The sequence below is a fragment of the Nocardia sp. NPDC051570 genome (genome assembly GCF_044454005.1).
Taxonomy (GTDB): Bacteria; Actinomycetota; Actinomycetes; order Mycobacteriales; family Mycobacteriaceae; genus Nocardia.
The window spans coordinates 220,254-246,102 of record NZ_JBITDI010000011.1; the positions used below are offsets into that span (position 1 = coordinate 220,254).

At 66.5% G+C, this 25,849-nt stretch carries 27 protein-coding genes; 8 read left to right on the forward strand and 19 right to left on the reverse strand.

What is annotated here, in order from left to right:
* The first annotated feature begins 240 nt into the window (after positions 1 to 240).
* From ACIA76_RS27190 to ACIA76_RS27200, 3 genes are read left to right on the forward strand one after another with little or no spacing between them, the layout of a single operon-like run.
* Positions 241 to 774, forward strand: a complete 534-nt coding sequence (locus ACIA76_RS27190) for a (2Fe-2S)-binding protein (RefSeq protein WP_397155433.1) — start codon at positions 241 to 243, stop codon at positions 772 to 774.
* The gene (locus ACIA76_RS27195) at positions 771 to 1,781 is read left to right on the forward strand and encodes an FAD binding domain-containing protein (protein ID WP_397155435.1); all 1,011 of its coding nucleotides are present in this window, start codon (positions 771 to 773) and stop codon (positions 1,779 to 1,781) included. The genes ACIA76_RS27190 and ACIA76_RS27195 overlap by 4 nt, the downstream gene beginning before the upstream one ends.
* Positions 1,778 to 4,021: a xanthine dehydrogenase family protein molybdopterin-binding subunit gene (locus ACIA76_RS27200; RefSeq protein ID WP_397155437.1), complete on the forward strand. Its 2,244-nt coding sequence runs from the start codon at positions 1,778 to 1,780 to the stop codon at positions 4,019 to 4,021. The genes ACIA76_RS27195 and ACIA76_RS27200 overlap by 4 nt, the downstream gene beginning before the upstream one ends.
* An 18-nt stretch (positions 4,022 to 4,039) precedes the next feature.
* Here the strand turns inward: ACIA76_RS27200 and ACIA76_RS27205 are convergent, their stop codons facing one another.
* Positions 4,040 to 5,116, reverse strand: a complete 1,077-nt coding sequence (locus ACIA76_RS27205; RefSeq protein WP_397155439.1) for an XdhC family protein — start codon at positions 5,114 to 5,116, stop codon at positions 4,040 to 4,042.
* Between the two features lie 391 nt (positions 5,117 to 5,507).
* Between ACIA76_RS27205 and ACIA76_RS27210 the strand changes: the two genes are divergently transcribed.
* Positions 5,508 to 6,665, forward strand: a complete 1,158-nt coding sequence (locus tag ACIA76_RS27210; RefSeq protein WP_397155441.1) for a diguanylate cyclase — start codon at positions 5,508 to 5,510, stop codon at positions 6,663 to 6,665.
* Positions 6,666 to 7,014: 349 nt separating this feature from the next.
* Here the strand turns inward: ACIA76_RS27210 and ACIA76_RS27215 are convergent, their stop codons facing one another.
* The 7 genes from ACIA76_RS27215 to ACIA76_RS27245 form a co-directional block, all read right to left on the reverse strand.
* The gene (locus tag ACIA76_RS27215; protein WP_397155443.1) at positions 7,015 to 8,130 is read right to left on the reverse strand and encodes an alpha/beta hydrolase; all 1,116 of its coding nucleotides are present in this window, start codon (positions 8,128 to 8,130) and stop codon (positions 7,015 to 7,017) included.
* 218 nt (positions 8,131 to 8,348) lie between these two features.
* Positions 8,349 to 8,606, reverse strand: coding sequence for a hypothetical protein (locus ACIA76_RS27220; RefSeq protein ID WP_397155445.1), 258 nt, complete (start codon positions 8,604 to 8,606; stop codon positions 8,349 to 8,351).
* A 72-nt stretch (positions 8,607 to 8,678) separates the two neighbouring features.
* Positions 8,679 to 9,560: an NmrA family NAD(P)-binding protein gene (locus ACIA76_RS27225; RefSeq protein ID WP_397155446.1), complete on the reverse strand. Its 882-nt coding sequence runs from the start codon at positions 9,558 to 9,560 to the stop codon at positions 8,679 to 8,681.
* A gap of 243 nt (positions 9,561 to 9,803) precedes the next feature.
* Positions 9,804 to 10,796 (reverse strand): helix-turn-helix domain-containing protein, encoded by a 993-nt coding sequence (locus ACIA76_RS27230; protein ID WP_397155448.1) that lies wholly within the window; start codon positions 10,794 to 10,796, stop codon positions 9,804 to 9,806.
* Positions 10,797 to 10,983: 187 nt separating this feature from the next.
* Positions 10,984 to 11,523: an aldo/keto reductase gene (locus ACIA76_RS27235; RefSeq protein ID WP_397155450.1), complete on the reverse strand. Its 540-nt coding sequence runs from the start codon at positions 11,521 to 11,523 to the stop codon at positions 10,984 to 10,986.
* 91 nt (positions 11,524 to 11,614) lie between these two features.
* Positions 11,615 to 12,178 carry an SDR family NAD(P)-dependent oxidoreductase gene (locus ACIA76_RS27240; RefSeq protein ID WP_397155452.1) on the reverse strand — a complete coding sequence of 188 codons (564 nt, stop codon included), beginning with the start codon at positions 12,176 to 12,178 and terminating at the stop codon, positions 11,615 to 11,617.
* 81 nt (positions 12,179 to 12,259) lie between these two features.
* Positions 12,260 to 12,985, reverse strand: coding sequence for a dienelactone hydrolase family protein (locus ACIA76_RS27245; protein ID WP_397155453.1), 726 nt, complete (start codon positions 12,983 to 12,985; stop codon positions 12,260 to 12,262).
* 136 nt (positions 12,986 to 13,121) lie between these two features.
* Between ACIA76_RS27245 and ACIA76_RS27250 the strand changes: the two genes are divergently transcribed.
* From ACIA76_RS27250 to ACIA76_RS27260, 3 genes are all read left to right on the forward strand, one after another.
* Positions 13,122 to 13,433 carry a winged helix-turn-helix transcriptional regulator gene (locus tag ACIA76_RS27250; RefSeq protein ID WP_397155677.1) on the forward strand — a complete coding sequence of 104 codons (312 nt, stop codon included), beginning with the start codon at positions 13,122 to 13,124 and terminating at the stop codon, positions 13,431 to 13,433.
* Between the two features lie 756 nt (positions 13,434 to 14,189).
* A complete protein-coding gene (locus tag ACIA76_RS27255; RefSeq protein WP_397155455.1) occupies positions 14,190 to 16,445 on the forward strand; it encodes a family 20 glycosylhydrolase in 2,256 nt (751 codons plus the stop codon).
* A 145-nt stretch (positions 16,446 to 16,590) separates the two neighbouring features.
* Positions 16,591 to 17,205: a hypothetical protein gene (locus ACIA76_RS27260; RefSeq protein WP_397155456.1), complete on the forward strand. Its 615-nt coding sequence runs from the start codon at positions 16,591 to 16,593 to the stop codon at positions 17,203 to 17,205.
* 423 nt (positions 17,206 to 17,628) lie between these two features.
* Here ACIA76_RS27260 and merB read toward each other — a convergent pair whose 3' ends face one another.
* The 7 genes from merB to ACIA76_RS27295 form a co-directional block, all read right to left on the reverse strand.
* A complete protein-coding gene (gene merB, locus ACIA76_RS27265) occupies positions 17,629 to 18,636 on the reverse strand; it encodes an organomercurial lyase (protein ID WP_397155458.1) in 1,008 nt (335 codons plus the stop codon).
* Positions 18,633 to 19,034: a MerR family DNA-binding protein gene (locus ACIA76_RS27270; RefSeq protein ID WP_397155460.1), complete on the reverse strand. Its 402-nt coding sequence runs from the start codon at positions 19,032 to 19,034 to the stop codon at positions 18,633 to 18,635. Before ACIA76_RS27270 ends, merB begins: the two co-directional genes overlap by 4 nt.
* A gap of 126 nt (positions 19,035 to 19,160) precedes the next feature.
* Positions 19,161 to 19,667 (reverse strand): GNAT family N-acetyltransferase, encoded by a 507-nt coding sequence (locus tag ACIA76_RS27275; protein WP_397155461.1) that lies wholly within the window; start codon positions 19,665 to 19,667, stop codon positions 19,161 to 19,163.
* Positions 19,664 to 20,338 carry an arsenate reductase ArsC gene (locus ACIA76_RS27280; protein WP_397155463.1) on the reverse strand — a complete coding sequence of 225 codons (675 nt, stop codon included), beginning with the start codon at positions 20,336 to 20,338 and terminating at the stop codon, positions 19,664 to 19,666. The genes ACIA76_RS27275 and ACIA76_RS27280 overlap by 4 nt, the downstream gene beginning before the upstream one ends.
* Positions 20,328 to 21,425, reverse strand: a complete 1,098-nt coding sequence (gene arsB, locus ACIA76_RS27285; RefSeq protein ID WP_397155465.1) for an ACR3 family arsenite efflux transporter — start codon at positions 21,423 to 21,425, stop codon at positions 20,328 to 20,330. The genes ACIA76_RS27280 and arsB overlap by 11 nt, the downstream gene beginning before the upstream one ends.
* Positions 21,422 to 21,799: an ArsR/SmtB family transcription factor gene (locus ACIA76_RS27290; RefSeq protein ID WP_397155467.1), complete on the reverse strand. Its 378-nt coding sequence runs from the start codon at positions 21,797 to 21,799 to the stop codon at positions 21,422 to 21,424. The genes arsB and ACIA76_RS27290 overlap by 4 nt, the downstream gene beginning before the upstream one ends.
* 25 nt (positions 21,800 to 21,824) lie before the next feature.
* Positions 21,825 to 22,301, reverse strand: coding sequence for a hypothetical protein (locus ACIA76_RS27295; protein WP_397155468.1), 477 nt, complete (start codon positions 22,299 to 22,301; stop codon positions 21,825 to 21,827).
* A gap of 101 nt (positions 22,302 to 22,402) precedes the next feature.
* Here ACIA76_RS27295 and ACIA76_RS27300 point away from each other — a divergent pair, with 101 nt between their 5' ends.
* The gene (locus ACIA76_RS27300) at positions 22,403 to 22,753 is read left to right on the forward strand and encodes a hypothetical protein (protein ID WP_397155470.1); all 351 of its coding nucleotides are present in this window, start codon (positions 22,403 to 22,405) and stop codon (positions 22,751 to 22,753) included.
* 5 nt (positions 22,754 to 22,758) lie between these two features.
* Here ACIA76_RS27300 and ACIA76_RS27305 read toward each other — a convergent pair whose 3' ends face one another.
* The 4 genes from ACIA76_RS27305 to ACIA76_RS27320 all read right to left on the reverse strand — a co-directional run bounded on the left by ACIA76_RS27305 (position 22,759) and on the right by ACIA76_RS27320 (position 25,541).
* Complete coding sequence (locus ACIA76_RS27305; protein ID WP_397155472.1) at positions 22,759 to 23,235, reverse strand: nuclear transport factor 2 family protein; 477 nt, start codon at positions 23,233 to 23,235, stop codon at positions 22,759 to 22,761.
* 45 nt (positions 23,236 to 23,280) lie between these two features.
* Complete coding sequence (locus ACIA76_RS27310) at positions 23,281 to 23,709, reverse strand: nitroreductase family deazaflavin-dependent oxidoreductase (protein ID WP_397155679.1); 429 nt, start codon at positions 23,707 to 23,709, stop codon at positions 23,281 to 23,283.
* A gap of 145 nt (positions 23,710 to 23,854) precedes the next feature.
* Positions 23,855 to 25,033 (reverse strand): Dyp-type peroxidase, encoded by a 1,179-nt coding sequence (locus ACIA76_RS27315; RefSeq protein WP_397155474.1) that lies wholly within the window; start codon positions 25,031 to 25,033, stop codon positions 23,855 to 23,857.
* Entirely contained in the window at positions 25,026 to 25,541 is a 516-nt protein-coding gene (locus tag ACIA76_RS27320) for a copper chaperone PCu(A)C (protein ID WP_397155476.1), read from the reverse strand. Before ACIA76_RS27320 ends, ACIA76_RS27315 begins: the two co-directional genes overlap by 8 nt.
* Positions 25,542 to 25,849: the final 308 nt, after the last annotated feature.

A 25,849-nucleotide genomic window follows, 5' to 3' on the forward strand; every position in this document is an offset into this window, starting at 1 on the left:
CGCGCCCCGCGTGGGCGGCCGCCTGAACCATTCTTGACGCGAACCCGGGTGCCACTGGTGCCCGGGTTCGTTGCTGTGCGCGGCCTCGACATCCGTGCGCCGACAAGGCGATCGGCCGCGGTTCAGCGACTTCGAACATGTTTGCTGTATAGACGCTACGATGCTTTCCGAGCCTGATATTCGCTTTCGTTACCTCGACATGCCGCCACTATGGCGTGCTTATGAGCAGGAGATACGACGATGACTATCGGTGAGCTACCCAAGCGGGACACCTGGCAACCAGAGTTTGCCGGACCCGGTTACACCTTGGCCACATTGCGCGTGAACGGCCACGTCTTTCCGGTGGCGCTGGAACCCAGAGTCAGCCTGCTCGACGCCCTGCGCGAGTACCTGCGCCTTACCGGCACCAAGAAGGGGTGTGACCAGGGTGCGTGCGGCGCCTGCACGGTGTGGGTCGAGGGCAGGCGTGAACTGTCCTGTCTAACTCTGGCATTGAGCGTCGAGGGGCGCGAGATCACCACGATCGAGGGTGTCGCCGAGGGCGAGGAGTTGCATCCGGTACAGCGCTCGTTCATCACCTGCGACGGCTTCCAATGCGGTTATTGCACGCCGGGCCAGATCATGTCGGCGATCAAATGCATCGAAGAGGGCCATACCGGCAGCGACGCGGAGATCGCGGAATGGATGAGCGGCAACATCTGCCGCTGCGCCGCGTATCAGAACATCAGGGAAGCCATCAAGACCGCGCGCGACGAGATGGGGGAGACCCGATGAAACAAATCGCGTTCGCCCGCGCCGAGACGGTCGATCAGGCACTCGCCGCGGTGACCGCTCGCCCGAACACCGTATTCCTCGCGGGCGGCACCACTTTGGTGGACATGCTGCGGATCGGCGCGATGGAACCGGACAACGTGGTCGACATCAACCGCCTGCCGCTCACCGAACTCGAACACACTGCCGACGGCGGGCTGCGCATCGGTGCGCTGGTCCGGATGAGCGAGGTCGCCGCCGATCCCGGTGTCGTCGAACGCTTTCCATTCCTGTCCATCGCCCTGCGGAAGGGCGCGTCCGCGCAGATCCGCAATATGGCGTCGATGGGCGGCAACCTGATGCAGCGGGTGCGCTGCCCGCAGTTCCGCGATACCGCCTATGCCTGCAACAAACGCGATCCGGGCAGCGGCTGCGGCGCGATCGAGGGGCTGCATCGCGGCAATGCCGTATTGGGTACCAGCGAACACTGTTTCGCGATGCATCCCTCCGATGTCGCGATCCCGCTGACCGCGCTCGATGCCGTGGTACACGTGCAGGGCCCGTGCGGCGCCCGCGCCATCGCCTTCGACGACTTCTTCCTCTTGCCGGGGGACACACCGCATCTCGAGCACCCGATCACCGCCGACGAGCTGATCGTCCGAATCGACGTGCCGCCCTTGCCATTCGCGGTGAACTCGCACTACCTCAAGGTGCGCGACCGTGAATCCTATGAGTTCGCCGCGGCTTCCGCCGCGGTGGCGCTGGACCTCGCGGACGGCGTGATACGCGATGTCCGTATCGGTCTCGGCGGCGTGGCGACCAAGCCGTGGCGCGCCCGCATGGCCGAGGCAGTGTTGCTCGGGAAGCCCGCGACGAAGGCGAACTTCGCGGCGGCCGCCGCCACCGAACTCGCTGCCGCCGACGACAGCCACGCGATGAACGAGTTCAAAGTCGAACTGGCACAGCGCACTGTGGTGCGCACCCTGATGACCGTCACGTCACAGCTCGCGGGCGAGGGGGGCCGGCGATGAGCGCACCCACCGCACCCAAGCTGGTCGGCCAGGGCCTGGACCGGATCGACGGATACGCCAAAGTCACCGGCGCGGCCAGGTACACCGCCGAGATCCCGATGCCGAATGCCGCGTACGGCGTCATCGTCGGCGCCGAGATCGGCAGCGGCACACTGACATCCATCGACATCAGCGCCGCGCTGCGGGCAGGTGCGGTCGCCGTACTCACCCACGAGACTCTGCCGCGCGTCCCCTCGGTGCCGCTCATGCCATCGCTGTTCGGTCAACCAGCGCCGGGCCAGACCTTCTTTCCGATGCAGGACACCACAATTCACTACTTCGGCCAGCCGATCGCCGTCGTCGTCGCGGACACCTTCGAGGTCGCGCAGCAGGCCGCCCGCCTGGTCGAGGCCACTTATGACGCGCGGCCCGCGCTGGTACGCCTGGACGACGGACGCGACGCGCAGTACCTGCCCGACAGCATCTTCGCGGGCTTCGTCCCCGCGTCCCAGTCGCGCGGTGATTTCGCGGCCGCGGCCGCGGCCGCGGCTCATACCGTCGAGGCGACGTTCCGGTTCGCGGCCAATCACCACAATCCGATCGAATGCTCGGTCACCGCGGCCATGTGGAACGGGGATTCGGTCACCGTCTACGACGCCACCCAGGGCATCGTGGCCAGCCAGTTGACCATCGCGGCCCACCTCGGCATCTCGCCGAGCAAGGTGCGCGTCGTCACCGACTATGTCGGCGGTGGGTTCGGCGCCAAGGCCATGATGTGGCCGCATGTGACGCTCGCCCCGCTGATCGCCCGCGAGTTGGGCAGGCCGCTGCGGGTGATCCTCAACCGCGAGCAGATGTTCTACGGCACCGGACTGCGGGAGGAGCAGGAGCAGCACGTCACCCTGGTCAGTGACGCCGACGGCCGATTCACCGGACTGCGGCACCACAAGCTTTCCGTCACTTCACATTTCGACGACTGGGCAGAGCCGTCGCTGGAGGTGGCGAGCAAGGCGTACGGAATTCCGCACTGGGACGGGCAGTATCGGCTGATCAAGGGCAACACGATGACGCCGACCTTCATGCGCGGACCCGGTGAGGCGTCCGGCATGGTGGCGCTGGAATGCGCGATCGACGAACTCGCCGAGCAACTCGGGGCCGATCCGGTCGAGCTGCGACTGCGCAACCACGCCGCCGTCGACCCGGAGAGCGGAAACCCGTGGAGCTCGGACGGTTACGAGGATTGCCTGCGGCTCGCGGCGCAGCGGTTCGGCTGGGACGGCCGCGACCGGACCCCCGGTTCGCATATCGACGGCCCATGGCTCATCGGCTGGGGCGTGGGCACCGCGGGCTATCCGGTGTACGAACCGGGTCAGCCGCAACGCGCGCACGCTCGGCTGCGTTCGGACGGCTCCCTGGTCGTGCAGGCCGGTACCCAGGAGTTCGGCACCGGTGTCGCGACCGCCATGTCGCAGGTCGCCGGTGACGCCATGGGAATGCCGTTGGACCGCATTCGTTTCGAGATCGGCAACACCGACTACCCGAACATCGCGGCCACCGTCGGCTCGATCGGCGCGAGCGCGGTGAGCGCCGCGGTGCACAACACGTGCACCGCGCTGCTGGCCCAGCTCATCGAGATCGCGGTCGGCGACGCGGACTCTCCGCTGCGCGGGCGCACGCCTGAGGAGATCGAAGGAGTCGAGGGCATCTTACGACTGGTCGAGGACCCCTCGATCCGTGACCCCTACGCGGATGTGATTGCCCGCAACCATCTTTCGGATATCGAGACCACCGGCAGCTGGCGACCTGCGGCCGAGCCCGCGCCCTACGCGAAGATGAGCTTCGGCGCGCAGTTCGCCGAGGTGGCCGTCGATCCGGAATTGGGGTTGATCCGGGTTCGCAGGATGGTCGGCGCGTTCGCGCCCGGCCGGGTGCTCAATGCCAAGCTGGCGCGCAGCCAGGTGCTCGGCGGCATGAATTGGGGCCTGTCGCAGGCCCTGATGGAAGCCAGCCTGCCCGATGTCAGAGACGGCCGCTGGGCCAACGCGTCGCTGCTGGAGTATCTGCTGCCGGTCAACGCGGACGCGCCCGAGGTCGACATCTCGTTCGTCGATGTGGACGATACGGTGGTGAATCCGTTGGGTGTCAAGGGAATCGGTGAACTCGGTATGATCGGTGCCGCCGCGGCCATCGTCAACGCGGTGCATCACGCGACCGGGCGTCGCCTGCGCGACATCCCGTTGCGCATCGAACATCTGCTCTGACCGGATATCGGTCCGGCGTCAGCGGTGGATGGGCCCGTCGGTCCGGTCGAGCGGCCGCGCCGAACCGCCGCCGCGCTCGGCGAGGATCTGCGCGGCGATGGAGATCGCGGTCTCGTCGGGGGTGCGGGCGTTGAGATCAAGGCCCAGTGGGCTTTTCAGCCGGGCCAGCCTGCTTTCGGTAAGGCCCGCCGCGCGCAGCCGATCGGTGCGTTCGGCGTGCGTGCGGCGGGAACCCAGGGCGCCGACGAAGGCGAGGTCATCGATGCTCAAGGCCGCCGCGATCATCGGCACATCGAACTTGGCGTCGTGGGTGAGCACGCAGACAACGGTGCGGTCGTCGAGCCGGCCGGCCTCGTGGTCGGTGCGTAGGTACCGGTGCGGCCAGTCCACCACGACCTCGTGCGCGGAGGGGAAACGTGCGGGGGTAGCGAAGGTTTCGCGAGCATCGACGACGGTCACTCGGTAGCCGAGCTGCCTGCCGGTGCGGCTCAGCGCCCGAACGAAATCGTTCGCGCCTGCCAGGATCATCCGCGCGGGTGCCGCGAAGACCTGCACGAAGACCCGGGGGCGCGGGGAACTGTCCGCCTCGCACTCGTCGGCGCCGACGACGCCGCTGCGGCCCGCGTCGAGTAATGCGCGCGCGTCGCTGTCCACGCCGTGCCACGCATCGGAAGTGTTGCCGTATATCAACTTCCACTCCGCGGTGGTGTCCAGCCTGGTGGCCAGCGCGACCGGGTGGCCTGCCGCGATGTGCCGCCGTAGTTCGGTGAGTAGCGTCAGCTGGTCGGCGGTGATCCGTTCGACGAAGACCTCGATCTCGCCGCCGCAGGTCAGACCGACCGCGAGACCGTCGGCGTCCGCGTAGCCGAACCGGTCGGTCAGCGCCTGCCCGGTGACGAGCACCTGGCGCGCCGACTCGACGACCGCGGCCTCCACACAACCACCGGACACCGAACCGAAGACCGCGCCCGCCTCGGTGACGATCATCGCCGCACCCGGGTCGCGCGGCCCCGGACCGGTTGTGGCGACCACGCGGGCCAGCGCGACCGGACCCTGCCCCGCCAGCGTTGTCAACTGCTCGAGTATTGCGCGCATCGGCCCGGTTCCTCTCTCGAGCGGGCTCGCCGGAATTCGACCAACTCCCTCAGCCTAGCTATCGGTGAGCTATTCGACTGTGTGGCGAGCCGGTCGGTCAGGTCCGATTCGACGAGTCGTCCCTCCGCCTCGCGGGCAGCCGGGGCGTGTTGGCGGACGTGCAGCGGGAGCTTTCGGGAGTTGCTGCTGCCGAATTCTCTCGTATGGGACGAATTCGCGGCTCGCATCGCGCAGCGGTGATAGGCCCCGAGTGGTCCTGTGACGAACCTCGCATCGGAAATCCAGTACCGATAGTTGCGGTTAGATTGCCATTATGAGCTCGGTAATCGTCTGTCCGGGCAGCATGCACAACCGACTGCGGATTCCCTTGCTGAGGTAAGGCGGTAACTCGATGACCGACATCCGACCGATGGTGCGGACCTGGTGGCGACACCGGGTCGATTACCGCGTGCTGATCGAGACGCTCGAGCTCCATTCGGCGGTCGGCCCGTTGAAGGTTTTTCTCGGTTTCGGGGGCCTGGTGTCGCTGCTGATCACGGTGACGTTGGCGTTGACACATGGGGGATTGACCGGCCCGGCGGGGGTTACCCAGGACGTGGTCGTGGCCGTGCTCGACGTGTCGTGGACGTTGCGGTGGTGGTTTCTTCCGTGGCCGCGCGAGGCCGAGTCGCTCCTGCTGATCGCACTGGCCGACCTCGGCACCACCGCCAACAGCGTGATGGTTCAGGACCGCCTCATGGGAGCGTTCGGGATCGTGCTGCTGGTGACGATGGGAGGATATGCGGCTATCTTTCATGGACCTCGGGTCCTGGCCGTGCACATCGGCTGGTCAATGCTCGCCGTCGTGATAATCGCGACCCTGATGGTCACCGGCACGGGGGGAGATGCCCAACATGAGGGAGACCTCGCCCTGGCCGTCGGGGTCGTGCTGGCCAACTTCATGGTGGCCGCCGTTGTGCTGCCCGCCATGCATTTCGTGCACTGGCTGCTGCGGGTGGATTCGCTGTCGGACCCGCTGACCATGCTGTTGAACCGGCGCGGCCTCGACAGTCAGCTGTCGCGGTTCTTCGGATCCTGCGATCGTGGTGACGTGTATGCGGTGATGCTGGATTTGGATCGATTCAAATCCGTCAACGACACCTACGGACACTCCATCGGCGACCAGGTGCTGGTACGGACAGCCGACTGCCTGCGTCTGGCGGCCCCTGCCGGAGCGATCATCGCGCGTACCGGCGGTGAGGAGTTCGTCGTCGCGGGTTGTCTGCGGGACGAGACCATCGACGCCACGGCGGAACGGTTGCGCGGCGGGATCGAGACGATGCAGGATCTGCCCGTCCGGATCACGGTCAGTGTCGGGGCTGCCGCGTGCGAGGCGGCCCAACTGCACGACCACGACATCGAGAAGACCACCCGACATCTGCTGCGCAGCTCCGATGCGGCGATGTATCGAGCGAAACGCCTGGGCGGCAACGCCGTCGTGATAGCCGATCAGGACCAGACTATGCAGACCCCCTCGCCAACTCGCACTGCGGTCTCACCGTCCACATAGCGGCTCAGCCCGAGAAGCCATGGCGCCGCGAAATGTGCTGTCCGTCAACGACTTCCCGCACGCCGTGCAGAACGTGCCCGTCGACGGCACCCCGCCTGAACACACAATGCGGCTACCCTGGCCGCCTACATGGCCTCGGGTGCATGACATCTCGACATGCACGCTCTTGCCGGTGTGACGGGCTTCACATATCAATCCGATCGGTCGGATTGTTAGGCTCGCATGCATGAGGCGTGAGTTCTCGCAAGTGAATATGTGGTTACGGACCCAGCGGCTGCACCTCGACGATTACGACGTCACCTAGTACCACTCGGCTCTTCATGTCGTGAAACGACCGAACGTGATCGCGTCACAGGCGGTCGGCGAACCAGTCGGCGACCAGCTGCCGGGCGGGGTCGGAATCGTCCATGCTGCAGTGCTCGGCGCCGCCGTCCACACCGTCGAACACCACCAGTTGTTTGTCGCTGGAACCGGCGGCATCGATCGCCTGCTCGGCGTGCGAGAGCGGGATCATCGAATCGTCGGCACCGTGCACGATCAAGAACGGCTGGGTCAGGTGGGGCAGCGCTTCTGCGAGGGCGAATGCCTTGACCTTCTCGATCGCCTGCTCCATCGTCTCGGTGCCCATCACCCACGGTAGCTGCCAGAACGGCACCGGAGTGGTCTTCGACCGGGTCTCCCAGCGATGCTGCCACAGTTCGCCGTAGTCCCACACCGCTCCCCACGCGGCGCATGCCTTGATCCGGTGCTCGAACGCAGCGCCGCGCGGCGCGTAGTACCCGCCGAGACTGATGCCGAGCAGGCCGATCCGCTCCGGATCGAGGTCCGGACGGGTGACGATGTAGTCGACAATCGCGGAGGTGGGCACCTCGTAGTCCGCGCGGGACGCGACACCGCGCAGTCGCAGCGGCTCCCCGGTGCCCGGGGCGTCGACCATCAGACAGGCGATGCCCCGGTCGGCGAACTCCTCACGGATGATGCAGTACAGCAGCTCCTTGGTGACGTCGAAGCCGTTGTAGAAGATGACGACCGGAGCCCGGCCTTGCACGTCACGGGCCGGGATCAGCCAGCCCGGCAGGATCCCGTCGGGTGAGTCGATCTCGACGCGCTCGAGCGGCCGAGGCATGGTCTCGACGGCCTTTCCGAACGCCCCGAGCGCGAGCCGGTAACTGTTGGTCTTCGCCGGGCCCGGTGCGGTCTGGCGCTCCCCGGTCAGGTAGTAGTTCACCGCCCGCAGAAACCGCTCGGACGCGCTGCGCCGGTAGCCGCGACTCAGGTCCCGCTCCGCGAATTCGACTTGGAGCGCGCCCGCTTCGTCCCACGCCTTCGTCCACGCCTCGGGATCCGCTTGCGCCTCGCGCAAAGGGGCGAGCTGGCGGTCGATCTGACCCAATTGCCCGCCGGCCGTGATTGAAAGCAGCACAGCCGAGGACCACATGTAATTGTCCGGAAAGTAGCGGAACACGAGGCCTCCTTGACCGAATCGGGCTCTACCCAGCCGACGCTACCGGCCCGACATCACTCACAGGCCCAGCGTCACCGGCGGGTTGCTGCCGCGAACAGTCATCACCTGCCCATTGTCTTCGCCCGCAGGCCGGTGATCGTTCGTTCGACATCAACTGTCGTTGCGGTTCGCACTGGTTGACGACCCTGCGGGCGAGGCTGCGGTTGCTGTGTCCGGGTTCAGATTTCGTAGATCTCGTCGTATTCGAGTGTCGCGAGGTTCTCGATCACGAAGGGTAGGTTGGCGTCGATGTGCTCTCGGACGGCGTCGATGCTGGGTCCCTCGAGGAGGAAATAGAACCCTGGCCCGGCGGCGCGCCGGTAGGCAGATTTGATTAAACCCTCGGCCTTGAGATCGCGCATGACCCGCATCTCGTCGTCGAGGTGTGGTGCCAGCGCATCGGGGCGACTTATGGAACCTTTGGCGATCACGATCATGTGCTCTTCTCCTATGAGGTGTGGGTTTCGGTCCGAGATTCGGGCAGCTGAGCGTCAGGTCACCCGATGGTGTTATGTGGCGGGTACGACGAACAGGGAGACGTGCTCGTTCACCCAATCCTCGACCGAATGTGGGGGGTGGCCGGTCAGATCGAAGACGGTGGGCGAGGGCACCGCGAACACATTGTCGCGGGTGAGTGTGTCGACCCCGAGAAGCGCATCGACGAGCAGACCCGGCAGCCTGGCAGATTGCAGCACTGCGCGCTGCTGGGCTTCGGTTCGGTGCTGATACTCGACGGCCGTCCCGAGCGCTGCGGTGATGTATCCGGCGATCTCGTCCATGGTCACCGCGGTGGGTCCGGACAGATCGTAGATCTTGCCGGCATGGTGCTGGGGGCCTTCGGTGAGGATGACCGCCGATACCGCCGCCACGTCGCGGGTGTCGATCAGGGCGACCCGACCCGCCCCGGCATGCCCACCCCAGGCGGCGGACGGCACAAACTTGGCGGCGGCGGTCACGATGCCGTCGGTGAACGTGGTGGGACGCAGCACCGTCGCGGCGACACCCGTGGTGGCGAGGTAGGCGTCGATCTCGGTGTGCCACTGCAGCACGTTCGAGGAGTCGATGTGGGGGCCGCCCGCGCCGGCGACCGACAAATTCACCAGATACGGCACATCCGCACCGATTGCCGCGTCGATCAGGGCGATCTCGTCACGGACCTGACGCTCGCTGGTCCCATAGCTCATGTACGCCTTGTCGGAGCCGGTGAACCCCGCCCGCAACGTCGCGATGTCATCGAAGTCGACGCCCACGATCTCGACGTCGGCGTCACCGAAAGCGGTCCGGGCCGACTCGGGGTCGCGGGTCAGGACCCGTACCCGCTCACCGTCACGCACAAGCGCCTGAGTCAGGGTTCTACCGACAAGTCCGGTACCGCCGGCAACAGTAATCATGGTGAGCCTTCTTTCATCAGAGAGTGCAGCAGTGGTAATCGGCAGTGTTCTCGATCATCGTTTGGCACCTTTCTCGGGGAACAGCGCGGCTGAACGGACCCACAAGCCCCGTGTGATGGCTGTTCGAACACTGACCGCCGGAATTTGTGATGTCGCTTTCGACGCTAGGACGATGCGACGGTTCCCGGCGCTTGGATCAACCGACGTTGCGGTCCGTGCACAGTGTTGTGCAGACGATGAGTACTACCGATTGATGGACTCGCCCGTGGGCTCGGATCGCCGAGTGTTGGCTTGGTGGCGCCACTCCCGTGGCGACATGGCGTAGGCGTTTTTGAACATGCGGGTAAAGCTCGAGGGATCGACGAATCCCCATCCGCGTGCGATGGATGCGATCGGGGTGGCGCGAAAGGCCGGCGCGGCGATGTCGTTGCGGCAGCGTTCGAGGCGCTGTGTTCGGACCCAGTCGGCCAGGGTGATCCCGCTGGCGCCGAGAATGTTGTAGAGGTGACGCTCGGAAATGTAATGCGCGGCGGCGACTTGGGCCGCGGTGAGGTGCGGGTCGTGCAGATGTGCGCGGGCGTACTCGAGGATCCGTAGCGGCAGTGTCGCTTTCAGTGCGTCCTTGCCGAGTTCGGCGGCGTCGAGGTGGGTGGTGATGACTGCGCGCATCAGTTCGATGCTCGGTTCACTCAATGCCTCCGCGCCGGGCACCGTGAACAGGTCGGGACGCGAGGCGAGCCGGCGGAAGTAGGTGACGGCGACGTCTGTCACCGGATGACCCGGGCTCAAGGTCAGCGCCGAGACCCGCCGAATCGCGTTGTGGGGCAGTGCCAACCGGTCCTGCGGTATGCGAAAGAAATGCTGACGGAACCCGTCCGGATCCGACAACACGTAGGGCCGCGTAGAATCGAAAATCACCAATTCGCCCGGCCGTAAGACCGCTTGGCGGCCGCCCTGAACGACCCCGCTTTCGCCCGCCCACTGAAGTCCGAAAAAGATGCTGGGCCTCAGATCGTCATGCGCCAGTTGCGGGGTTCGTTCGGCGGAGACTTTATTGGACCGCACCGAGAAGATGGTCAGCTGCCCGAAATCGGTGATCGCGCCGACCGCCGCCGCGGGGCCTTTCTCGCTGGCGAAGTTGATCTCGACAGGGACGAAGTTCTGGGCGACCGTTTCACGAACGGCGTCGGCCCGGTCGGGCGCGGGGAGGGTGCTGGTATCGAGAAGCACCGTCATGGCTGCGCCTCCTTCTCGTGTTCGAGCAGCCGACTGCGTGCGGCGAGCCACTCCGACATTCGTCCGAACGGCCAGCAAGACCGAAGCCGATCCCGCGCACACAGGTCGGAGGCTGCCGATGATCCGACGCGGTGGTGCCGCGCTGACCGTTTGACCTTAGCCCCAACGGTATTGGTCAGTGATCTCGTCAAGCTTTGCGAGTGAGGTGCAAAGACTCGGTACGTCCGGTTGCCCGGGCGAGTCGGTAGGCGAGAAAGTTCGATACACCGATATAGCGCGCCTTGCCTGTTCTGACGATTGTGTCGAGGGCCTCGAGGGTTTCATCCAGCGGGGTCTCGGGATCGTCGAAGTGAAGTTGATATAGGTCGACGTAGTCGGTGCCGAGACGCTTCAATGATTCGTCGATGGCATCGAGAAGGTGCTTGCGAGAGCCGCCTTGTTGCCAGGGTGCGGGACCCATGGGTGCGCCCGCCTTGGTGGCGATGATGAATTGGTCTCGTTTGCCCCGAAGCCAGCGCCCGACGATCTGCTCGGCGCGTCCTGCGACGGCACGATCGGGTCCCATCGGGTAGATGTCCGCTGTGTCGATGAAATTGACTTCGGCATCGGCGGCTTTGTCGAGTACCTGATGGGCCGCGGCTTCGTCGGTCTGTGTTCCGAATGTCCCGGTGCCAAGGCACAGGCGAGAGACCGTCAGACCGGTACGACCGAATTTGGTGAATTGCATTGGTACTCCATCGGTAGACAGGTATGAGGCGTGAACTCGGCCCATGCGCTGATGGCGAAACGCTCGGCTTCGCGGTGGATTCGCCGGGGAGTCATGGGAAGGATTCCCCGCTTGGGTTCGAGGCCAGGAAAAGCGCCGCGTTCGCGACATCTTCGGTGTCAGAGCTGATCACGTTGACGCGAATCGTGCGGTCCCGCAAATCATTTGCCCAGGCGCGGTCGACTGATCGTAGCGCCGTCCTGATCGCCTCGTACACGCCGATGCCGTCGTTGCCCTTGGCATTCGGGTTCGACGAGTTCAGGATGATTGATCCGCCGTCGTTCAGTAACGGCAGCGCCCTCTGCAGGTGCTCTTGTGTGACTTCGCCGACCCGTGCGACGTCGATGACGGCGGCGTTGGCGAACACGACGTCCAGACGCCGGCCAGTGTCGGCCACCGCGGCGTAGAGCCGGTCGCGATGCCCGAGCTTGCTGCCATCACCCTGCACACCGGTGACGTTCTCGCCGATTTCCTCGACCGCCGCATCGAGTTCGGCCTGACTCCGTCCGTTGATGAAGACATACGCGCCCTCCTCGACGAACCGCTTGGCGGTGGCCAATCCGGTGCCTGTCGAACCGCCGGTGACTACGGCAGTCTTGCCCTCGAGAAATGCCATGATCATGCCTTTCGCTGGTTCTGGATGCACGGTCGAGAACTTCCGTTCCCGGGCAGCGTCTTTCACCGTCGATGAAGCGAGTCACGCCTGGAGGTGAGCTGCGAAAAACGTCTCGATCCGCATCCAGGCGTCTGTGGCCGAGTCCGGCTCTGGACCGATGCCTGCGACTCGCAGCAGTGGACGTAGGAGGCGGGGGCCGGTTTCGGCGTCGTTGAGGAATGAGTGGCTGGCCGGGGGATATTCCTTGACGTCGTGGATTACTCCGGCGCTGTGTAGTGCGGCATCGAGTCGGTCGGCCGCACCGCGAAGCGACGGGTCGCGGCCGCCGTAGCTGGCCACGATCGGGCAGGCACCGGCCAGCGTCTCGTCGAGCCGGCGGGGGAGCTGCCCGTAGTTGACAGCGGCGGCGTCGTAACCATCGCTGGCGCTGAGCAGCGCGAAGCCACCGCCCATACAGAACCCCATGACGCCGACCTGGCCGGTGCAGTCAGGAGAACCCGCCAGGTAATCCCGGGCGGCGCCGATGTCGGCGAAGGCGCGGCCGCGCCCGCGGATCATGGCGGTCATCGTGGCGACCAGGCATCGTGCGGTGCTACCCGCGCTGTACAGGTCGACGGCCAGGGTGAGGTAACCCAGACCGGCGAGCCGGTCGGCGTGGCCGCGCATGACCTCGTCGAGGCCGAAGATCTCGTGAATCATCACCACGGCGGGCCACGGACCGGTGCCCGCTGGGCTGGCCAGGTAGCCGTGAAGCGGTTGGGAGCCATCGCGGTCGGCGGCGAGGTCGGACAGGTCGATGTCGGTCATGGCTGGCTTCCTGCGGTTGGGCGGCGGGCAACGTATAGGGGCCGACGACGGCTGCGCGATCGAGCATCTGATCTACAACTTCCCCGTCCTCTGATCGTCATGGCTCTTCAGAAGGGTGCAGCCGGCTGAGGTGGTGATGCTCGATGGGGTGCGTCCGTGCCCGATTGCAGACGCATTGGACATCATCGGGGACCGGTGGTCGTTACTGGTGTTGCGCGAGATCGCGTTTGGTGTTCACCGGTTCAATGACATCATGCGCCACACCGGGATTGCTCGAGACCGGCTGTCGCATCGACTTCGCGCGCTGGAAGCCAAGGGTATGGTCGTACGCGAGCAGTACAGCGAGCATCCGCCCCGACACGAGTATTATCTGACCGAAGCGGCCGCAGCACTGGCACCGGTTTTCTCGGCTTTACGGGAGTGGGGCACCCAGTTCGTGACCAGTTGACCTCAGCCCAGGGTCTTCGCGATGCCTGAAGCGCCGGATTGGGCGGATCTGCTCTTCAACCCCCGCGACGCTTGCCGTGCTCGTCGATAATTGGCGCAGGTGCGGTATGGAGTGGGCGAGTGTCATCTCGGCATGAGCGCGTTTTCTCGGCTGCGGTCAAAGTAGGTGTGGTGTTGCCGAATTGTGCAGCTCCACGACCACAAGGGCCCCGCCTTCACATCAAGCGGCGCTGACACCGCAAGGGTGGGTGCACGCCGGGATCGCCTCCTTGGCAGGCGAATTCGGCGTACGAGGCGAGTCGGAGCCAGTGCCTGCCGATCGGCTCCGTCGATGATCCTGTGGCATTTGCAGTTACCGAACCACTGAGCCCGGGTTGCGGGACTACACCTCCACCAACCTCTCCGATCACTGCCCCGTTGTCTCCGGCGCCGGCTGGTCCGGCACCGCCGACCTCCGGGCGAGCAGAATACGGCTCGGCCGGAGATCGAAACCACCTGAGCCCCAGCACGTCTCCGGCTCGGCGAGGGTGTCGGCACCAAAAGCTGAGCCAACTCGGCGACCGGCGTAACCGGAGCCAACGTCGGGTATCCGGGATATGTCTCGCGGACGAACGTTCCCGAATGTCCCCTACCCCGACCTTGATCGACACGAATGCCCGTGCGGCGAGCGAGATTTCGGCGCGCGCCGGCGGTCGATTCCTGGTCTCATACCGGTATTGCCGGCGACGAATCGCTGCGCGTCTCTGGGAGGTCCCGCGTGGTCGGCAAGGCTGTGTTCATCTCGGTGGCCGTTCTCGTCGGCCTCACCATGGGTATGCCGGTGACGGTGGCCGACCCGGCCGCACCGGCACCGGCGGTGACGCCGCAGCCGCAGCAGTGGAATCCGCGCCCGGGTACGTTCGCGCCCACCGCCGGAGCTCGTGTCGTGGTGGGATCGGCGGCGGTGGGCGACGACGCTGCCACATTCGCCAGCGATGTGCGGTCCCTGACCGGGCTGGCGTTGCCGCTCACGTCCGGTCCGCCGCGGCCCGGCGACATCGTGCTGTCCACCGCGGCGCTCGGCATGCCCGCCGAGGGTTACACCCTGGACATCGACGACACCGTGCGCATCACCGGGCAGGATGCGACCGGGCTGTTCCACGGCGTGCAGACCGTCGAGCAGATGGTGCAGGCGGGCGGCGCCGGCGGGGCGCGGACGTTGCCGCGGGGCACGATGCGGGACTGGCCGGTGCTATCGGACCGCGGCATCATGCTGGACCTGGCGCGACATTATGAGACGGTCCCCTACATCAAGCGTCAGATTCGTCTCGCCGCCTGGCACAAGTTCAGCGAAGTCCATCTGCACCTGTCCGACACCGAGGGGTACCGGCTGCCCAGCCGGGCCTACCCGAACCTGTCGGCGCAGCAGCACTACTCGTTCGCCGACATCGCCGACATCGCCGTCTACGCGCAGCGCTATCACATCCGGCTCCTGCCCGAGTTCGACGTGCCGAGTCACTCGACGGCACTCATCGCCTGGGATCCGACCCTGGGCTGGAACTGCGGCGGAGGGGCTTTACTGAACATCACCAGCGACCACGTCACGCAGGTCGTCACCACCCTCATCGACGAGGTGATGCGACTGTTCCCGAACTCGCCGGTCATCCACCTCGGCGGCGACGAATATCCGTCGATCTCCGATCAGGCAGCCTGCACCGGCCTCACCGCGTACGCGCACGCACACCACTACGCCTCCACCGAGGACGTGTTCGTCGCGTGGCAGAACGCGCTCGCCGCACACCTGAAGGCGGCCGGACGCACGATGGAGATCTGGAACTGGTGGGATGTTGTCGGCACAGGCGGCACGATCACTCCCGACACATCCGTCATCGTCGAACCGTGGTACAGCAAGCCGGTCACCGACTACCCGGGCTGGAAGGTCGTGTCCGCACCCGATAACTACACCCGCGACTTCTTTCTCTACATCACCCCCAATGAGATGTCCGGCGCCGATTCCGAAGAGGTCGCACTGGCCGGTCGGTTGTACGACTCGTGGCGGCCCGCCACCGGGGCGGCGAACCTGCTCGGCTACGAGAGTCCGCTGTGGGGCAGCGACGATCCGTCCACTCGGCAATACGAGGAATGGTTCGCCGACCGGCCCTGGCCGGTGATCGCCGACCGGACGTGGGGTGGCAACAAGCTCGCCGACTCCTTCGCCTTCGAGGACCTGCTGGACCGCATCGGTAACCCGCCCGAGGTGTCCGACCCCAACCCGACCCGGTTCATCGCCCTGCACGGCACCCCCTACGGTGACGCCGGTACCAGCGGGCACCAGCCGGCCGCGGCATTCGACGGCGACACCGGCAGCTACTACCAATCGGCCGGCACCGGCAATGCCGGCATCGGCATCGATCTCGGTCCTGACCACGCCTCTCGCGTCACCGAGATCCGCTACGTCCCGGTCGACGACCCCGACCCGAATTGGCCCGCCTCGTACCAGCCGGGCGGCATGGACAACACGCTCAACACCATCGGCGGCCAATTCCAGGGCTGCACCAGCGGACCCGACACCGGTTGCGTCACCCTCGCCACCATCACCTGGCGTTCCGCCTACGACTGGCACCGGTTACCAGTGTCGGACAGTCACGCCTACCGATGGTTGCGCTACCTCGGCGCGTCCGGGAAAGACGTGAAGGTCTCCGAGATCCAGTTCGACACCACGCCGCCCGGCGATCAATCCATCACGATCGACCCGCCGAACGCCGGCGACGCAAGCGCCCAGGCCACCCTCACCTTCCGCAACGACGGCGACCAGAGCCTGCAGAACATCGTCCTGTCACTGACCGAAACCACCATCAGTGACCGCGAACCCCTCCCAACCGCACCGGCTTTCACCATCCCCCGCGTCGCTCCCCATTCGACCATCACCCGCACAATCCCACTCGGCGCCACCACAACCAGCGCAGTCTGGTTCAACGCGACCGCGACATACCTGCTCGACGGTGTCCCGCACACCGCACAAGACCTGCGTTAACCGCAAAGCGAGGGGTCTGTCCAGTAAACGGCTCTGGTGCACTTCCGGATAAGCTCGGTTCATGCGGGCAAGGGGATATATTCGCCGTTCGGTTTCGACCTGGCAGCAACCTGTTCCCCTGCCTGTTTCACCTGAGCGTACGGCAGTGGTTGATCATGTCGCCGAACGTATTTTGGCATTGGGGGACCATCGGCTGGCGGTCGGCGTCGATGGGTTCACCGCCTCCGGTAAGACGAGTTTCGGCCACGAACTCGCCGAACGAATCGCCCGTGCCGGGCGGCCCGTGTTGCGGGCAAGCCTCGACGATTTCAAGAATCCTTGGCGCGACCGGCATCTCTACGATCGTGAGTCCGGAGAGGGCTACTACCGCAACGCTTTCGATTATCCGCGGCTTCGGGCGTTGCTGCTCGAGCCGTTCGGCCCCAACGGTTCTGGTGAGTGTTCGCTGTGCGCGATCGACCCGCTGACCCAAATCGATCATTCCTCGGTGCGAACCACGGCCGCGGCGGACGCGGTGCTGATCGTGGACGGCGTGTTCGCGTTCCGGCCGGAGATCAACCAGTACTGGGACTTCCGCATCTGGCTCGAGGTGTCCGCCGAGATCTCGGTGTGCCGTGGCACCGTGCGGGACAACGACGAGGCGATCCACCGCGAGCGTTACCTGCCGGCCGAACGGATCTACCTGGCCGAGGTGCAACCCGTGCGGTCGATGGACGTCGTCATCGACAACTCGACCTTCGCGAACCCCCTGCTCATATAAAGGTGGTTCACCCGACTGACCGACTGCCCCAACGCGAGCCGCCGAACGTCCGGAATTGCCGCGGCCCGCGCGTTCGATCTGGCACAAACGTTGACCCGCAGTTGTTCTCGCGAACGCGCGCTCATAGCCGCATATCGCGCGTTCGTTCGGTCGCTGGCGAGACACTGATGAAGGTTGAATTGTCGACCTGATACGGCGGGGATAGCGGGATCCGTATGTGAGGCCGTTGGTGAGGGTGCGGTCGAGTTCGGCTCCGGTGAAGCCGTGGAGGCCGACATGCGGGGTCGCTGCCGCGGTGAGGACGGTACGGGCCTGGTAAATTTCGACGGCGGTGTGCGCGGATCCACTGTGGGATCGGTGAATTCCGACGTCGCGATCTTGCTTGACACAGGTGGCGCCCGGTTCGAGCCGCGCAGTGTGTGGTTAGCGCAGGGTGTTGCGGAGCAGGTTCGCGAAGATCTGGTTTCCGAGTGTGTGGGCCTGGTCCAGGTCGAGGACTTGGCCGGGGATGGCGGGGTGGTCGGCGGCCCAGGTGTCGGCGCTGGGGTGGTCGGTGAAGAAGTTGAGGTGGTTGCAGCAAGTGTCGGCCGAAGGTCCTTGCGCCGCTTGCGCTGCGACGAATACCACAGTGGTGGGCGGGTCGGCGGTGAGGTGCTGCCTACGCATGGTGATGGTGATCGGTGTGTGGGTTGTCGGGTCGGTGGAGGTGATGTCGATATCGGTGTCGAGCATGGCGGCCAGGCCCAGGGCATCGACTGCGCACATTGCGTGCACGGTCGGTCCGCCCGCGATCTGGACCCGGTGCGGGGTGGGTGTGGCCGAGAACGGGTAGGCCGAGGCGATCGCGCCTTCGTCGTCGAGACGGAGGGCGTCGGCATCATGGAGCCGGCGCAGCACCTCGGTGAGGGAGACGTCTTGCCCGGCAACCGTTTCCGACAGCTCCACCAGGGCGGGAGGGTGTCCCCGATCGGCGAAGCCATGCAGGATTGCCTGATGAACGGCCCGTTCGACGGGATCGGCCGAACACGTATCGCCGCGCCAGGCAGTCAGGGCCTCAGCCGCGGAGGTGTGTGGTGTCGAGAAACTGCAGCAGGGCGCGGTATCACCGCAGCCGCTGGAGTCACTGTGATCGGCGAGACCGAATGCCGCGCGCAGTGCGGACACCGTGGGAGCGCCGTCGAGTCCGTTGGTTGAGGGGTAGAGCCGACACGACAGGCTCGGCGTCAGCCCGGTTTCGGCGAACGGGTCACGGCCGTCGATCAGCAGTGTTGGCGATCCCGTCATTCCGGTGGCGGCGGCCTGTTCCGGGTCGGTCACGACACGATGCACGATCTCGACCGTGACCGGTTCCCCGGCGACGGCCCGGTGGATACGGTCCTCGAGCACGGCCACGTTCGGGCAGTCCGGGACCTGCAGGATCTCCAGTTTCATGGGTGTTGTCCTTCGTGCAGGGAGGTCAGGATCGGGCAGCGACGTTGGTCTGGTGGCCGCTGGCAGGTGGCGATCAGTTCGGTCAGCGACTGTTGCATGCGTTGCAGATCCGCGATCCGGGCAGCCAGTTGCGTCACCCGATCCCGCGCCAGGGTGCGCACCGCGTCGCAGTCCTCGGGCCCGCCATCGGCCAGATGCAGCAGGTCCTCGATCTCGTCGAGGCTGAAGCCCAGATCCTGGGCGCGTTTGACGAACCGCACCGTGGTGACCGCTTCGTCGGGATAGCTCCGGTACCCCGATCGGGAACGTGGCGGACGTGCGAGCAGACCCCGACGCTCGTAATAGCGCAGTGTCTGCGCGTTCACCCCCGCCCGCGCGGCCAGCTCACCGGTTCGCATGCCCCATTCTCAACCCTGTACTCAGGTACAAAGTCAAGAGCCGAGCAGCACGGTACTCGGCACATGAGCGCGTCCGGTCGGTCGCCCGGTGGTCGGTGCGTGCCGCGCGCTGAACGGTTCAGATGTTCAGTTGATGGTGGGGCTGCGGCGTTCGATGAGGATGACGTCGCGCCAGTGGCCGTGGTGTCGGCCGATGCGTTCGCGGGTGCCGATGATGCGGAACCCGGCCTTGGCGTGAAGATTCAGGCTGGCGGTGTTCTCGGGGAAGATCCAGGATTGGACGGTCCAGATCCCTGCGGTCTCAGCGGATTCCAGCAGCGCGGTGAGCAATGCCAGGCCGATGCCTCGGGCGCGGGCGTCGGGGTGGACGTAGACGGAGTGTCCGACGACTCCCGCGTAGGCGCAGCGGTCGGAGACCGGTACCACCGCGGTCCAGCCGAGTACTCGGCCGTCGTGGTCGAGAGCGACGAAGCGGTGCTCGGTCAGCTTGTCGGTGTTGAACTTCTCCCAGGTGGGTGCGGTGGTTTCGAAGGTGGCGTCGCCTTCGTCGGTGCCGAGCTGGTAGATGGCGAGTACCTGGTCGGCGTGTTCGGGTCGCATTGCCTCGACCCGAACCCCGGTTGTCGTGGTCATGCGGCCGACGGTATGCCGAGTTCGTCGAGCAGGCCACGGATGCGGTGTTCGATCTCGTCGCGAATCGGGCGGACGGAGGCGATGCCTTGTCCGGCGGGGTCGTCGAGTTCCCAGTTCTCGTAGCGGCTGCCGGGGTAGATGGGGCAGGCGTCGCCGCAGCCCATGGTGACGATGACGTCGGCGGCGCGCAGGATTTCCTCGGTCCACGGTTTGGGGTATTCGCGGGTGATGTCGATACCGACTTCGGCCATGGCTTCGACCGCAACGGGATTGACTCGGTCGCCGGGCTCGGAGCCGCCGGACCAGGCGAGGGCCGCGTCCCCGGCGAGGTGGGTGAAGTAGCCGAGTGCCATCTGTGAGCGTCCGGCGTTGTGGGTGCACAGGAACAACACGATCGGCTTACCGGTCAGGGCCTTGCCTTCGACCTTCGCCAGGGCTTGCAGGCGTTGGCGGGCGAAGCGTTCGGCCAGCAGCGGCAGGAAGTTGAGAACGGTGGCGCGGGTGGCGAATTGGTTGAACGACGAGTAGAGGAACTTCTCGATCGTCTCCACACCGAAGAACTCGGCGAACTCGCGCTGCAACCGCGTCGCCGCGGTCCTCAAGGCGAGTCGGTGGTCGATGGTGAGGGTGTCGCGCACTTGGTCGGCGTGCGCGAGCGGGTTATCGGTCATGGCGGTGCTCCGAGTTCAGTGCGGGGATGGCGGTGCGGGAGAAGCGGTTTCGTAGAGCGAGGGAGACATAGACCAGGCCGACCAGGACGGGGACCTCGATCAGCGGCCCGACGACCCCGGCCAGCGCCTGACCGGAGGAGGCGCCGTAGGTGGCGATCGCGACCGCGATGGCGAGTTCGAAGTTGTTGCCCGCGGCGGTGAACGCCATCGTCGTGGTGCGTGCGTAGCCCAGCCCGAGGACCGCACCGAGGAGGTAGCCGCCACCCCACATGAGCGCGAAATACGCCAGCAGCGGCAGCGCGATCCGCACGACATCGAAAGGTTGGGAGGTGATCTGGCGGCCTTGCAGGGCGAACAGGATGACGATCGTGAACAGCAGCCCGTACAGCGCCCACGGCCCGAGCCGCGGCAACAGCGTCGACTCGTACCAAGAGCGGCCCTTGGCCTTTTCGCCGAGGCGGCGGGTCAGGTATCCGGCCAGCAGGGGGATGCCGAGGAAGATCAAGACCGATTTGGCGATCTGCCATGGCGAGGTGTGGATCTCGGTCTGCGCCAACCCGAGCCGGCCGGGCAGCACCGACAGGTAGAACCAGCCGAGCACGGCGAACATGACGACCTGGAAGATCGAGTTCAGGGCGACGAGGACGGCGGCGGCTTCGCGATCGCCGCACGCGAGGTCGTTCCAGATGATCACCATCGCGATGCACCGCGCCAGCCCGACGATGATCAGCCCGGTCCGGTACGCGGGCAGGTCCGGCAGCAGCAGCCAGGCGAGGGCGAACATCAACGCGGGCCCGATCACCCAGTTCAAGATCAGGGAACCGACCAGCAGGCGGCGGTCGCCGGTGACGGTGTCGAGCCGGTCGTAGCGGACCTTCGCCAGCACCGGATACATCATCACCAGCAGACCGACCGCGATCGGCAGCGAGATGCCGTCCACCCGCACGGCCGACACCGCGTCACCGAGACCGGGGATCAACCGGCCCAGCAGCAGGCCCGCAGCCATGGCCGCACCGATCCACACCGGCAGGAACCGGTCCAGTGTCGACAGTTTGCCGACGACAGCGGGGTGTTCGGTGGTGGTCACGCAGTCACTCCCAATCCTGCTTCGATCGCCAACATGTGCGAGAGCCGTTGCAGCGCTGCGGGAACCACCCGGTAATACACCCAGGAGGCGCGGCGCTCGCTGGTCAGCAGACCCGCCTCCCGGAGCACCTTCAGGTGGTGGGAGATGGTCGGTTGACTGACGTCGACACCGTCGGAGATGTCGCACACGCATGCTTCCTGCCCGGCGCGGGAGGCGATCGCCGACAGCAGCCGCAACCGCACCGGATCGGCCAATGCCTTGAACACCCCCGCGAACTCGGCCGCTTCCTCGGCGCCGAGCGGCGGACGGACCCGGGACGTGGCCGCACACCCCGGTGAGGCCACGCTGGTCAACGACAACTCCGACTTCGACATGCATCGATATTGATCATTATCGATGTCAGAGGCAAACCAACATTCGGTGAACTCGCCTGCCCCGGGGTGGGTCAGCCGCAGCACGCCCTTCGGCGGCGGCCTCCTCTGGAGTGCCGCAGCACACCTGCACCGCCTCGACATCAGTGAGTTCGGGTGCGGTGCCGAAGGTCTCGCTGTCGGCCAGCACGGTGTAGACCTCCCAGCGCTCGGCGTCCGGCGCGGTGACCCACACCTTGTCCTGGGTGGCGAAACAACACGTGGTCGCGATCTGCTCCTCGGTGAACAGACCCGCCTCGGACAGGCGGCCGATCTCGTCGTGCACCTGCTTGGAGATCAGCGTGGTGGAGCGGAGCTTGCCGATGCCCGGCAGTGGCAGACGGGGTATCGGCAGCGTATGCCGCCCGTACGCGGCTGGAGTCGGCAACGCGGGAACGACGATGGTGGACGACGAGCACGCGGGTGCGGGCACGCCGGTGCCTGTTGGGCGGGTAGCGGTGTGCATGAGGGGTATGTCCTCACTTCTCGGGGCAAACTCGCTACGCGAAGGTGGTCCTACTACCGAATGTCGTTGTCAGAGGCCGTGATCAACTACGCTGTGGGTTCATGACAGTGGTCTACAACCTCGTGGTCGTTGCGCATCTGCTCGGGCTGGCCGCGGTGATCGGCGGATATGCCGTCGGGCAACCGGTGGTCAACGAGGTGATGGTGTGGGGTGCGCGGGCGCAGATCGTCACCGGGCTGGTGCTGGTGGGGATGGCCGATGGGATCGGGTCGCTGGATAAGCATCTGGTGATGGCCAAGATCGTGGTCAAGCTCGTGATCGCGGTGGCGGTGGCCGGGCTCGCGGAGGTCGGGCGCGCGGATGCCAAGCGGGGCAACGTGATCGCGTGGATGACCCATGCCGCGGGGATCCTGGCCATCGCCAACGTGTTCGTCGCGGTGCTGTGGAAGTGAGCGCCTCAGTGGATCGGTAGCGCCACGCCGTGCTCGTGCGGCGGGCGCGGGCCGTGGATGCGGCGTTGTGCGGCGGTGATGGGTCGGTCGTTGATGCTCGCCTCGCGGCGGCGCATCAGGCCGTGGGCGTCGAACTCCCATAGTTCGTTGCCGTAGCTGCGCCACCAGCGGCCGTCGTGGTCGTGCCATTCGTACTGGAACCGCACCGCCATCCGATCGCCGCGGAAACCCCACAGCTCCTTGCGCAGCGCGTAGTCGAGTTCGCGTTCCCATTTGCGGGTGAGGAATTCGATGATCTCGGCGCGGCCGGTGATGAATTCGTCGCGGTTGCGCCACACCGAATCCGGGGTGTAGGCCAGCGCCACCCGCTGCGGGTCGCGGGTGTTCCAGGCGTCCTCGGCCTGTTGCACCTTCTGCCGGGCGGCGGCCTCGTCGGTGAACGGCGGCAGGGGCGGGCGGGTGGTGTCGTCGATGGGTGTCATGCCGATGAGCATGCCGCGCACCGCCGCCCGGTGGGCGAGGCGGGGTCAGCCGCGGCGCAGGGCGAGCACCGGGATGGTGCGGATGCCCGCGGTCTTGTGTGCGTAGTCGGCGAAACCCGGAGAGCGCCGGGCCTGTTCGGCGTAGATCCGGTCGCGGTCGGGGCCGGTGATCTCGCGCACGGTGACCGGGTAGGTCTCGGTGCCGCGCTCGACCTCGCCCGTCCCGGCGGCGGTGAGGTTGTAGTACCAGTCCGGATTGGTGGGCGCGCCCCCCTTGGAGGCGAAGACGTAGATCAGGCCGGGATCCTGCTCGTCGGCCAGATACATCACGGGGCTCACCAGGTCCCTGCCGCTCTTGCGGCCGCGATGATGCACCAGCACCATCGGGGCGCCCTCGAACGGCCCGGAGACGCGGCCCTGGTTGGCCCGGAACTCGGTGATGATCCGCGTATTCCAGTCGTCGGCGCTCATCACCTCATACTGCAGTAACAGTCGCGCCGCAACCGTCCGACAGGCGGCGGGATCGGCGGAAGTGGTCGCCGCCGTACGCATTCGACCCCGCGCGGCAGGCCGTGCGGTGATGCACCGGCTGCGGGGCGGCATCGGCTGCTGAGCGGGCTCAGCTGTCGAACAACGTCTGACCCAGATAGCCGCCGGGCTCGGGTACGCCAGGCGGGAGGGCGAACACGGCCGAGCCGACGGGAGTGGTCCAGGTGTTGAGGGCGTCGAATTCGGCCAGACGACGCTGCACGGGCAGGTACTGGGTGTCGATATCGCGCTGATAGGCGGTGAACAACAACCCCGAATTGGAGGTCGCGCCGGGGGCGGGGGCGTCGTCGTAGTTGTAGCCGCGGCGCAGGAACCGATCGGTATCACTGGTATGGTGGGCGCGCGCGATATGCGAGGACGGCGGGATGACCGGGATGCCGTGCGCGTCGACGGCGGTGAAATCGGGTTCATCGAATTCGTGAGTCCCGGACAGCGGCGCGCCGCTGGCGATGCGGCGGCCCACGGTGAGTTCGCGGCCGTCGGCGTCGAGTTCGTCCCAGGTGTCCAGATGCATCGCGATGCGCCGCAGCACCAATGAGGTGCCGCCCGCCAGCCACGCCCGGGTGCGGCCATCGTCGAAGACGAGACGGTCGAACGCGGCGGTGCCGGGGGTGAGGTTGACGGTGCCGTCGACCTGACCCATGAGATTGCGCATGCTCTGCCCCTGCGGAGCGTCACGGAAGCCGCGCTGCACCCACCGCACCGACACCAGCGAGGTGACGCTGCGGCACAGCGCGCGTACCGCGTGCGCGACGGTGGTCGCCTCGTCCGCGCACACCTGCAGCAGCAGGTCCCCGTCGCAGAACGCCGGATCGAGCCGGTCGATCGCGAACGCGGGCAGCGGCGAAAGCCACGGCGGGCGCGCCGAATCCAGGCCCGCGACGGTGAACAGCCGCGGCCCGAATCCGACGGTGACCGTCAGGCGCGCCGGACGCGCCGCCAGTTCGGGTTCGGTAACGGCCAGGGCGGGCCGGCCCTGGGTCAGCCGCGCGGCGTCGCCGGTCCAGATCTTCAGCACTCCGACGATGTCCTCGCGCCCGACACCGGGTTTCACATCCAGGGCGACGAAGCTCGCATGCTGTTGCGGCGCGGTCGTGATCCCGGCCTGATGCGGGCCGTGGAACGGCTCGGTCACCGGGGGATGCTCGTGCGCGGTGAGCCGGTCGGCGCCCCAGGCGATTCCGGCCACCCCGGCGGCGGCCGCGCCGCCGCCGAGCAACCGCCGCCGCGACAGTCGCGGCTCAGCCACCGTGGGCGGGGGATTCGGCGGGAGCGTAGTTCTCCTTGTTACCGGCGAAGTCGCGCACCTGCGCGGTGAACGTCCGGGCCGACCCGTCGGCGAACTTCACCGTGATCGGGGTCTGCGATCCGGTGCGCAGCGGTGCCACGAGATCCAGGAACATCAGATGGTCGCCGCCGGCCTGCAGGGCGACGCTGCCGTGCGCGGGGATCACCAGTCCACCGGCCTTGGGCCGCATGGTCTTCGATCCGTCCGCGTCGACGGTCTCGTGGATCTCCATGCGCGCCGAGGCGGGACTGGTCGCGTCCACGATGCGCACCTCGCGGTCGCCGGAGTTGGTGAATCGCGCGAACGCGGCCGACATGCCCGAGTCGGCGGCTTTGACCCACTGATCGGCGACGGTCACCGAATCGGCCTGCGGCCCGGATTCGGTGGTGGCGGACGAACATCCGGCCACCAGCAGTGCCGTGGCCGAGGCGGCGGCGAATCCGGCCGCGCGGGAGGTGAGGGAGGGCATGGGGGAGCTCCTTGTCGAGAGAATGTGGGGGACAGTCACCATCGGCGGCTCGGTGCGCGGGCGATGGTGGCGATGCGCACGTGGGCAGAGCGCGCTCGGTGCCGCGACGTATTCGACGATGCGCGCGCAGTGCGACGAACGGATCCACGACATGCTCACCGGATACTGCTGCTGTGTTGCAGAGAGGATCCCGCCGATCTACCAGTCGCGCTCAGCGCGCCGTCACGAGCACCGCGCGAACCGCCCGGCAAACCCCTCGCGCATGCCCAGCGAGAATCGGGCGAACTGCCCGACCCCCTTCGCGCATG